Annotated in this window: 6 protein-coding genes; 2 read left to right on the plus strand and 4 right to left on the minus strand. The window is 67.9% G+C overall.

Going from position 1 to position 10708, the window contains the following annotated elements; all coding sequences use genetic code 11:
- Window positions 1–14: 14 nt before the first annotated feature.
- The 4 genes from ACE3T8_RS07440 to ACE3T8_RS07455 all read right to left on the minus strand — a co-directional run bounded on the left by ACE3T8_RS07440 (window position 15) and on the right by ACE3T8_RS07455 (window position 7704).
- Window positions 15–3611, minus strand: a complete 3597-nt coding sequence (locus ACE3T8_RS07440; protein ID WP_374608106.1) for a type VI secretion system protein — start codon at window positions 3609–3611, stop codon at window positions 15–17.
- Window positions 3608–4939, minus strand: a complete 1332-nt coding sequence (locus tag ACE3T8_RS07445; protein ID WP_374608108.1) for a DotU family type IV/VI secretion system protein — start codon at window positions 4937–4939, stop codon at window positions 3608–3610. Before ACE3T8_RS07445 ends, ACE3T8_RS07440 begins: the two co-directional genes overlap by 4 nt.
- A gap of 16 nt (window positions 4940–4955) precedes the next feature.
- A complete protein-coding gene (gene tssK / locus ACE3T8_RS07450; protein ID WP_374608109.1) occupies window positions 4956–6374 on the minus strand; it encodes a type VI secretion system baseplate subunit TssK in 1419 nt (472 codons plus the stop codon).
- A gap of 70 nt (window positions 6375–6444) precedes the next feature.
- Window positions 6445–7704: a TraB/GumN family protein gene (locus ACE3T8_RS07455; protein WP_374608111.1), complete on the minus strand. Its 1260-nt coding sequence runs from the start codon at window positions 7702–7704 to the stop codon at window positions 6445–6447.
- 226 nt (window positions 7705–7930) lie between these two features.
- Here ACE3T8_RS07455 and ACE3T8_RS07460 point away from each other — a divergent pair, with 226 nt between their 5' ends.
- Window positions 7931–8605, plus strand: a complete 675-nt coding sequence (locus tag ACE3T8_RS07460) for a LuxR C-terminal-related transcriptional regulator (protein WP_374608112.1) — start codon at window positions 7931–7933, stop codon at window positions 8603–8605.
- A gap of 163 nt (window positions 8606–8768) precedes the next feature.
- Window positions 8769–10643, plus strand: coding sequence for an MltA domain-containing protein (locus ACE3T8_RS07465; RefSeq protein ID WP_374608114.1), 1875 nt, complete (start codon window positions 8769–8771; stop codon window positions 10641–10643).
- Window positions 10644–10708: the final 65 nt, after the last annotated feature.

Genomic DNA, 10708 nt, shown 5'->3' on the forward strand with positions numbered 1-10708 from the left:
GCTCCGGATGGCGGTTATTCGAGGATCACGCTCGGGACTTCGGCGCGCGCGGTGCTGGCGCCGAGGTATTGCTTCATCTGGTCGGACAGTTCGACCTGCAGGAACACGCGGGCGCTGCGGAACTTCGCCTCGGCCAGGCGCTGGCGCAGCTCGGACCATTGCGCCGGGCTGTAGCTCTCGCGGAAGTCCTCCACCGCGAACACGCGCGAGCCACCGGCGAATTCCTCGATCAATTTCGCGAACCCTTCCGGCCCGGCATAGATGCGGGTCAGGCTGATCGGCTCGCCGGCCGGCGCGGCATCGACCATCTGGCTGGTGGCGGGATCGAATTCCTGCACGACCTCGGCATCTTCCGCCGGCGGCGCGGCGATGCTCAGGCGGATCCGCGCCTGCAGGCAGCTGCCGGCCGACCAGAACACCTGGGCGGTGGCGTCGGCCAGGGATTCGCCGGCGGAACTGGCGCGATACACGCGCTCGCGGCATTCGACCTCGAACACGGTGCCGCCGTCGCCCTCGTCGAGCGCGCCCAGCTGGCTTGGCTGGGTCAGGGTGAAACTGCCGGCCAGGAACGGCGGGCCGTTGTCGAGCACCGGCAGGAACTTGCGCTGCGCCGCGACCATGTTCTGGTAACCGGGCGTGAGCGGCATCGCCACCCCGCCGACCTTGACCGGCAGGCGTTCCTTCTCGGTGATGAAGGGCTTGAGCCAGTCGTTGACGAAGGCGCCCAGCTTGCCCTGCTCGCCGTACAGCGCTTCGATCTGCTGCTCCTGCGGCAACGCCTCCAGCGGCTTGACCACGCTGTCGCGCCAGCGTTCCTGCACGTACTCGCCGGCGCGGTGCACGGTCAGGAACAGGATCAGCTTTGCAGGGCCCTGCACCACCGACCACGCACCCAGGTCGTTGCCCTTGAACGCTGTGGCGAATTGTTCACCGGGCTTGTCGACCGCGTCGAGCATCGCCGTGTAGTCCGATGCCGGCGGCTTGTCCGCCTTGCCCTTGCTGGCGAACAGGTCGGAAGCCAACTGGTAGACATCCTCGCCGGAGCCTTCCGCCTGCAGGCGCAGGTAGGCGCGCGCGTAGTCGGCTTCGGCGGCAGCAAGCACGCGGGTTTCGGTGTCGTGCATTGCCAGCAGCCACACCGGCGGGGTGACCTTCTCGCCGCCGAACTTGAAGGAGTCCGCCACGAAGCGGCCGAACGGCCGCCACGACGACATCCAGTCGCTCTTCATCCGCGCCCACGTGGCCGCCCAGCGCGACGAGAACGGCCAGTCGAGCGGCAGTTCATGCAGGTTGCGCTGGGCGGACTGAAAAAAAAGCGCGTACGGATTCTGGTGGCCGGCCGCGCGTGCCTGCAGGTCGCCGTAGCGGCCTCGCCACAGGCCGATGCCGTCCTGGAAGCGCGACTGGAACTTGGCCCAACTGGCGAAGTAGTCGCGGAAGTAGCTGGTCCGCAGGTCGTCGACCCGCGCCTGCTTGTCCGGGGCCTGCGCCTTCAGCGTGACCAGCAGCGGCTCGACGATGCCTTCCCATGCATCGCGGGTGTAGGCGCGCGACACACCGGGCATCTCGCCGCCATCGGTCCCGACCACCGCACCCTCGGGCAACCAGAAGGTCGCGAGGTTGACGCCCTGCCCGCGCGTGTCGGCCCATTTCTGCAGGTCGGCGGCGCGCGGGGTGTAGTTGGCGAGCAGCTTGGTCAGCAGGCCTTCAAGGCGTTCACGCTCTGCGTCAAGGACGTTTTTTTTTTGCCAGCGCAGGTAGCCGAGGTAGGTGGCGAACAGGGCGTCGGCGTTGTCGCGGTCTCGCCTTGTGTCGTGGTCGGGGCTGACGAAGGGCGCGAACAGCCGCGAGCGCGCATCGAAGCTGACGTTGTTCGGCAGTTCGCGCTTGCGGCAGTCGTCGTTGCCGTCGCGGCAGTCGTCGAGCAGGCGCAGGCGCTGGGTGATCGCGAGCGCATGCTCGATGCCGGCACGGCGCTGCTCGATGTCGGTCGCCAGCATCTGGTCCTCGGGGGCGAGGATCAGGTTGTTGAAATCGTCGATGACGCGCTGCCGCAGCGTCTCGATGTCGGCGTCGGCACGGCGGATGCCGAAACTCAGCAGGCTCTCGCTGGCCGCGGCATCCAGCGCCTCGACCGTGCGTCCGCAACCGGCGACCCAGGTGATGCGCCCGTTCGAGGTGCGGTCGGCGACTTCGGCGCAGGCGCTGCGGGTCTGCGCCAACAGCGTGGTGTCGTCGCGGCGCGCGGAGGACAGGCCGTAGGCGATCGACGCCGACAGGCCCAGCATCGCCAGCACGCCGACGCCGGCGATCGCCATCCTCCCGGCATTGCCCTTGAAGCTGGCGCCGGCCAACGGTTGGTCGCTGGGCAGGAAGCGGGTGAACAGGTCGGCCACGAAGGCACCACCGCGATTGTTCGTGTCGGCACCCCCGGCGAAGTACAGGCCGCGCCAGCGCGGCGTGCGCTGGAACGGGTTGTCTTCCAGCATCAGGCCGACGAACAGGTTCAGTCCTTGCCCCGCCTGGCGCAGCGATTCGATGAACTCGAACACGGCACGACGCGCCTGTGGCGTGTGCTGCGCGCGCATGGCAGTCATGCGCAGGGCATGCAGGCGCTCCTCGATCGGCCGCAACACGTCCTCGATCCGCCCGCTGCTGGCCGCGCTCACCACTTCGTTGTCGGCGAAGCGATGGCCGAGCGCCTGCGAGAACGCTTCGGCCGGCAAGGTGGCGCGCACCTGCGCGTACCCCGGCAGGCGATCCAGCCCGCTGACCACGAAGTACACCGGCATCTGCACCTGCAGGTGTTCCATCGCCTCGTCGACCAGGCGACGCAGGCGCGTTGCCGTCTCCTTGAGCTTGTCGGCCGGGCCGATCAAGGTCTGCGCGGCCACCGTGACCACGATGCCGTTCAGCGGCAGCTTCTCGCGCTCGTTGGCCAGCTGCATCAGCGCCTGGTACCACAGGCCGCGATCCAGCCGCGCACCGGCATCGGCGACCACGCGCGGATGCATCTCGATGGCGATCATCGACTTGTGGAACCACCAGCGCCAGACATCGTCCGCGTCCATCGCCGGCTTGTCGGAGGCCGGGAATGGCGACACTTCGCTGCCGGCGCGCAGGATGCCCAGCACGTCCGCGGGCTGGTCGCCGACGAACAGCATCCACGGGATGCGGTAGAGCGGATTGCGGCCCTTGTCCATTTCCGGCGAGCGCGCGATGGTTCGCTTGGCCTCCGCGATCGCCGCGTTCATGCGTTGCGTCGGGACTTTCTCGTCCTCGGCGTTGCCGGGGCCGAGGTCGCCGATGCGCTTGCGCGTGCGCCCCTTCAGCGAGGCCTTGCGCTGGCCGGCGGTGAACCACCACAACACCACCAGTGCGACCAGGCAGATCGCCAGCACCTGCCAGAACCGCATCGGCACCATCGGGATCAGGGCCAGGCCGAGGAACACCAGGCCGACGACGACGACCAGCAGCACCAGCGTCACCACGATGCGGCGGAGCCACGGCTTCTTGGCGGTATCGGAACTCTTCTCGTACAGGTAGCCGATCCGGGTGAACACCGAACCGATGTTCGAGAACAGGCGTTCCACGAAGTCCAGCGGATTCATCGTGCGGGCTCCGTCTGCATGAACAGGTAGGTCGCGACCAGCTTGGTGTTGCCGCGGTTGGCATCGACCATCTGCCGCAGCTTGGGCAGGTAGTCCTCGGCCTTGTCGAAGGTCGGCAGGGCGCCGTCGTACAGCGGCGTGGGCGAACTGATCACGGTGATCAGCTCCTGGCCGAACGGCGCGCCAACGATCCAGCCTTCCGGCGTGTTGCCGATCACCAGGGTTTCCCCGGCCTTCACCAGACGGCCGCTTTCCGGCTCGTTCGGGTGCGGGAAGATGTGCGCCATGTTGCCGTCGACGAAGTAGTAGTCGACGTACAGGTAACCGTCGTAGTTCGGCTGGGTGACCTTGATCGTGACCTTCTCGCCCTCGATGAAGCGATCCGAGTGGCCGGTGCTCGGGGTGACCGTGAGCCCGTAGCCGGAGTCGTTGTTGCGGGCCTGGAACGGCTCCAGGATCTTCACCACCTCGCAATGCGGCCAGATCCGCAGCTGCACCTGCACGTCGGCGGACTTCACGCCTTCCAGCGCAGTGATGCGTTGCTTGACCCCGCTGATGTCGTCCGCGCGCGACACGTAGCCGCCGATCTTCACCGTGCGCTTGTCCTCGTCCACGCTGGCGGTGAGGTCCGAACACGGGAAGCCGGCCAGCGCCTGCTGCACCGGTGCCTCGATGGTCGGCTTGGGCTGGGCGATCAGGATGTAGATCAGGTAACCGATCGGGATCAGCAGCGCGATCAGCGCACCGATGCGCAGCAGGGTGCGATCCCACTGGCGCGGGTACTTCGGGCCGGAGGGATCGGCGACGCCGTAGGGCTGCGGGGTGATCTTCTCTTCGCGCAGGGTATGGATCGGCGCAGGCGCGATCGGCAGTTGCCGGCCATGCAATTCCTTGAGCTTGCCGAGCTCGCCGGTATCGCCGTTCTCGTAGTAGTACTGGCCGACGAAGCCGCACAGGATCGCGTGGTAATAGACCTCGCGCACCTCGTCCTGGTCCTGCTTGAGCGCGGACAGGTGCTGGAAGAATTCGTTGCCGGCGTTGTTGGTGTTGAACATCGTCACCTGCAACGGCGGCGCGCCGCTGACCAGCCACGACGGGTTGCGTGCCATGATCTCGTCGATCCACGCCACCACGGCAAACGCCGCGCCGTCGACCTGTTCGGGCCGTTTGCCATCCGCCAGCGCCGCCGCCTTGGCGCGGTCGATCAGTTCGCGCGCGCGCGCGATGACCGACGGTGCCGGCTCGCTGGCCTGGTTCGCGCTGACCTTCTCGTCCAGCGCCAGGCCATACGAGAACAGCGGAGTGAAATGGTGCAGGAGTCGGGCCATGCGTTCAGTCCTGCCGTCAGTCTTGGGTCGCGACCGGGAACAGCTTGATCACGGTCGAATCGGCGGGCAGGTCGGAGAACACCGCGATGTTGCGGCCGTTCTTGATCATCTGCCAGAAGGGATGGGTGGTATCGACCAGGAAGTACGTGGTGTTCGGGCTCTTCTGCGGCAGCTCTTCGGGCGGTACCGGCAGCAGGTCGATCTTCAGGCCGAACAGCGCCGCCGACAGCAGCCGCGGCATTTCGTCCATCGAGGCGATCTTGCCGGTGCGCGACAGCCGCGCGAACAATTCCGCGCCCTTCTGCTCGGACTCGAACGCCAGGTAGAACCGGGTCTTGTCGTTCTCGAACAGGTTGACCGGCAGGTCGGCGCGGTAGAAGCGCCCATCGTGGGTCAGGGTGATGCCGACCTCGGCACCGACGGTCAACGCCTTGATCAGCGTTTCGGCGCGGTCGAAGCCGATCCGGAAGCAGCGACGCAGGTCTTCGTGGTCGTAGTCCGGCAATTCGGTTTCGCGAGGCTTGCCGGCGAGTTCGCCGAAGTAGCCGATGTCCTCGGAGAACACCGAGAACTCGGCCACCAGCGTCCGCAGGTCCTGGTACATCGCATACGCGGACACCGTGTTGAGCCGCGCGTGTTCCTGGAACAGCGGGATATGCCGGCCGAAGGTCTGCATCATCACCACGCGCATGACTTCCTGCGCACTGGTGGACGCCGCCCGGATGCCGCGCTGGCGCTTGACCGAAGCGAAGTCCTGCCCGCGCGAGACCAGCAGGTCGCGCAACGCGCGGGTCCAGCGCAGCAGGTTGTGAGAGGCCACGATCGCGGTGGTCGGCGGGATGTAGTCGTGGGAGAGCTTGAACTTGCCGGGTCCTGCCGGCAGCAGCTCGGCGAACTTGTAGCTGTCCGAGGACCGCACGATCGCCTCGGCGTTCTCGTCCAGCCCGGTGACGATGTTGGGCTGGTACAGCAGGAAATCGACATCGGCCTCGGGCGCCTGCGGATCGAACGGATCGGCCAGGGTGTCGGTGGCCAGCGCATGCCGCGCCTGCAGGCGCTCGGACTCGCGCTGCGACAAGCCCTGGATCGCGCGCTCGCGGTTGAACACCAGCCACACCGGGATCGGATCGTTGCCGGCCACGCGCAGCTCGGCGATGTTGCGCTGGGGCAGCCGGGTGTTGCCGCCGGCGGTCTCGACCGAGCCACCGACCAGGCGTTCGCCGGTGCGGGTGACCAGCGAGAAATGCTCGACATCGACCACGCCGCTGCCCAGCGCATCCTCGCGCACGCGCAGCGCTTCATAGCCCCAGGGGAACGGCGTCAGCCGCAAGTGCAGCGCATGCCGGCAGGCCTGCTCCCACGCATCCTGCGCCTGCAGGTGTTGCGGACTGAGGAATGCCCCCTGCCCCCAATGGACCTGCCGATCACCGTTCATGCCGAATGCCATTCCGATCGCTCCCTTAAGCTTTGCTCGATGCCACACGTGCGATAACGCAAAAAGCGACTCACCACGGCAGCGCCTCCACCGTGTAGCCGTCGCGGCGCAAGGCCGCCAGCAGGCCGTCGTTGCCGACGAGGTGCACGGCACCCACCGCGACCAGGCTCGGCCCGTCCTGGAACAACGTTTCCAGAGGTCCGATCCAGCGTGCGTTGCGTTCTTCCAGCAGGCAATGCCGCGAACGTTGTTCGATCGCTTTCGCCTGCTCGCCCAGCCCTTCCATGCGGTCGATGCTGGCCAGCCATGCGTCCAGGTTCCGGCTGCGGTAGAAGGCCATCGCCTCCGCCGATTCGATGCGCAGGATCCAGGACGTGCGCAGCCGCTCGGCCAGCACCAGCGAATGTTCCTGCGCCGGCACGCAATCCAGCGCCTGCAATTGCTGTTCCAGCGTCTCCAGGTGCGCGAGGCGCTTGCCCGCGCCGCTGGCCATACGTTGCAGGCGCGCGTCCATGGTCGCCTCGCCGCCGCTCTCGCCGCGCGCCTCCAGCAGCGCCAGCACCGACCACGGTTTCATCCGTTGCAGGTCCTGCGGACGCACCTGCGGCAGCAGCGCATTGGCCAGGGTGATCGCGTCCTTGCCGATCATCGTTTCCAGCGGGGTCTCCACCGGCAGCCAGCGATAGCCGTCGTACTCCGGTTTCCATGCCTCATCGAGGTTGGCTTCGTTGACGAAGGTTTCGGTTTCGCCCAGCAGTTCTTCCAGCCTGGCGTAGTCGATGCCCTGTTCTTCGGGTGTGCCGAAGTGGATCGTGCCCAGCAGATAGCTGGCGCGTGGCGCTGGCGCGCCCGGGGCGGGCGTGGCCGCTGCGGCCTGGCCGGGCCCGGTGGCGCTCGCCTGCCCGGCTTCAGCCGGTAACAATGCGACCGCAGGCGGGATGATGCGGAAGATCACGCCGCGCTGCGGCGGGACGCCCGCAACGGTGGGCGCGACCGCCGTATCGGCATCGACGGGTCTTGCGGCATCGGCATCCACCGGGATGACAGGCGCTGCTTGTGGCGGTTGCGGCAACGACGGATCGACCGGCGTGGTCGCGACCGGACGCACTTGTTCCAGCTGCGCGGATGCGGCCTCGCGCGCGGCATTCGCCGACACGCCGCGTGTCGCCGGTGCCTGGGTGGCCGGCACCTCCGCTGGCGCCTGTTGCGTGGCGTTTGATTGCCCGCCGGCCATCGCACATCCCGGCATCAGCAGCAAGGCCACGAGCAGCGCGCGCGCCACCACGGGGGCATGCAGGAACGCATCGCGCTGGCGGGCCATCCCGGTCATGGGCATTCGGATTCGCTGCGCCGACGGGGCGCACACTGCCGGGCATTCTTCGGCGTGCGCGCCACGCTCAACCATATGCCGTAGGAGCTATGCCGTTGGAACGGCGCGCATGGCTTGCTGGCCGCTTGCGCCAGCGACTATGGTGGATGCCATCGAGCGCAGCTGCGCTCGCCGCAGCCTGCGCGACATCGCGCGACGGGGACAGGACACGCATGAAGGTGCCGCAGTGAAAGTGCTCATAGCGGACGACCACCGCCTGATCATCGAGGGGGTCAAGCTCAAGCTGGCCGAGCTCGATCCCGCCGTGGAGACGGTGGTGGCGATGAACCTGGACGAGCTCGACCGGATGGCGTCGACGCATGCCGATTCGCTCGACCTGGCACTGGTCGACATCACCATGCCCGGCACCCAGGGCCACCAGCACGTCAACCGCCTGCGCGCGCAGGCCCCGGCGCTGCCGGTGATCGTGCTGTCCGGTTCCGAGGACGTCGACCTGATGCGCTCGCTGATGGAAATCGGCGTGCTCGGCTTCATCCCCAAGGCCTACTCCCCGGACGTGATGCTGTCGGCGATCCGGCTGGTGCTGGCCGGCGGCATCTACATCCCGCCACTGCTGCTGGCGAATGCCCAGGCGCAGGGCTGGCAACCGGCCGAGGCCGCACCCGCACCTGCGCCGGGCGAAGCGGCACGCGGGATCGACGGCCTGCGCAAGCTGCTGACCGAACGCCAGATCGACGTCATGCGCCTGCTCTCGCAGGGCAAGCCGAACAAACTGATCGCGCGCGACCTGGGCATCAGCGAGGGCACGGTCAAGATCCACCTGGCCGCGATCTTCCGCGCGCTCAACGTGCGCAACCGGGTCGAGGCCGTGGTCGCCTCGCGCAAGCTGCAGGGTCTGTAGCGGCGACGGCCACGCGTGCCGCACCTGCCGAACCACCGAACGGCAGACGCCATCCACGTCTGCCCGAACGTCTAGTGCGTACGCCGTATTGTCCGGCCGGTGGGCCGGGCGCAGCCTGATCGCATCGTGTACGGCCCGTTTTCGTGGCCGTCGAGGCAAGGCCATGACGCGCACCGCACATACTTCCCGCCTGCAACGCCTGCGTGCCCCGCTGCTCGCATTGGGCATCGCACTGTCCAGCTTCGCCGCTGCGCAGAGCGCCCCCGAGGGACCGGTCAATCCCGACCTGGGGCCCGCCTTCGCCACCAAGACCGCGGCCTACGTGCCGGTCCTGTTCGACGAGATCCCGGGCTGGGGCGATGAAAGCTTCGACGAGACCTACGCCAGCTTCAGCACCAACTGCAAGGCGATGAAACGCCGCAAGGCATGGGCGCCGCTGTGCGCAAGGCTGGCCAAGCTGCCGCGCAACGACGAGGCCTTGCGCCAGTTCATGCACGACGAGTTCTACGCCTATCAGATGCTGACCTCCACGCGCAGCGCGACCGGCAAGCTGACCGGCTACTTCGAGCCGCTGATCGCCGGCTCGCTGCAGCAGCAGGGCGCCTACAAGTTCCCGATCTACGGCATCCCGAACGACATGTACATGGTCGATTCGCGGACCGTGGCCGGCCAGTCCAGCCGTTGGCTGAAGATCGCCGATGGCCGCCTGGTCGGTGCGGATGCCGGCGCGGCCGGCGCGCGCCAGTACAAGATCGACCTGGTCGGTACCTCGCCGAACAACCGCGACAAGCGCTACCGCGTGCGCGTGGTCGGCAACACCATCAAGCCCTACCCCAATCGCCAGGCGATCGATGCCAACGGCATCGACGCGCCAGTGCTGGCCTGGGTGGCCGACCCGTTCAAGCTGTATTCGATGCAGATCCAGGGCTCCGGCAAGATCCAGCTGAAGGACGGCGGCCTGATCCGCCTGGCCTACGCCGAGCAGAACGGCCATCCGTTCATGCCCAATGCCACCCGCGGCGATTCCGACGCGATCCTGCTGGCGATCAAGGCACGCGCGTTGCAGCAACCGCTGGTCGCGGAGACGACCAACGACATCGAGATCCCCGGCGGCACCCGCGGCGGCAAGAAGAAAGCGTCCGGCGATGCGGTGGATGACGAAGTCGCGCGCATCGTCGCCGCACTGCAGGGCGGCGGCACGGCCAGTGCCAGCAGCGGATCGCGCCCGGTCGCCAAGGCCAAGCCGAAGCCGCGCCCCAAGGCCAAGCGCCCCGCCGCCCCCGCCGCGCAGGACGTCGACACCAGCGTTGCCATCGAGGTCGAATCCTCCGAAGTCGAGGCGATGATCCAGGCGCTGCTGACCGCGCCGGTCGCCGACGAAAGCTACGTGGCGCCTGAAGAAGAACTCGCGATGGTCGCGGATGCCCGGCCGGCATCGAGCAGCAAGCCTGCGGGCAAGTCCACATCGGCCAGCGGGCCGAAGATGGACATGTCGGAGTTCGAGGGCAAGGGCGGCGGCAAGGCCGCGGGCCAGGCCGTGGGCAGCGGTGTTGCGGTGCCGCGCACCGGCATCCCCGATCCCAGCTACGTGTTCTTCCGTCGCATCGGCGACGGTCCGGAAGGCCCGATCGGCGCGCTCGGCGTGCCGCTCAGCGCGGGTCGCTCGATGGCGGTGGATCCGCGCGCCACCCCGCTCGGCGCGCCGGTGTTCATCGACGGCATGCAGCCGGGCAACAAGGGCCCGATGCGGCGCCTGGTCTTCGCCCAGGACACCGGCGGCGCGATCCGCGGCAGCGTGCGCGGCGACTTCTTCTGGGGCTTCGGCGACAAGGCCGGCAAGATGGCGCTGGCCACCAACCAGCCGGTGCGGATGTGGTTGCTGCTGCCGAAATCGGTGGCCGGCAGCGCCGCCGCCAGCGGCATCAAGACCCGTAGCGCCGGTGGCACCGAGATACTGCGTGACTGCGCAGTACCGGACGACGAATTCTGCGCCGAGGATGATGGCACCACCCTGGACGAGCTGCTTCCCGGCTTGTAGGCGCGCACGCAATCGCGGCGCCGGGCCGGCCATCCAGGCCGCCATCCGGCCCGCACCAGAGGGCA

The sequence above is a fragment of the Thermomonas sp. genome, from assembly GCF_041919455.1.
Lineage (GTDB): Bacteria > Pseudomonadota > Gammaproteobacteria > Xanthomonadales > Xanthomonadaceae > Thermomonas.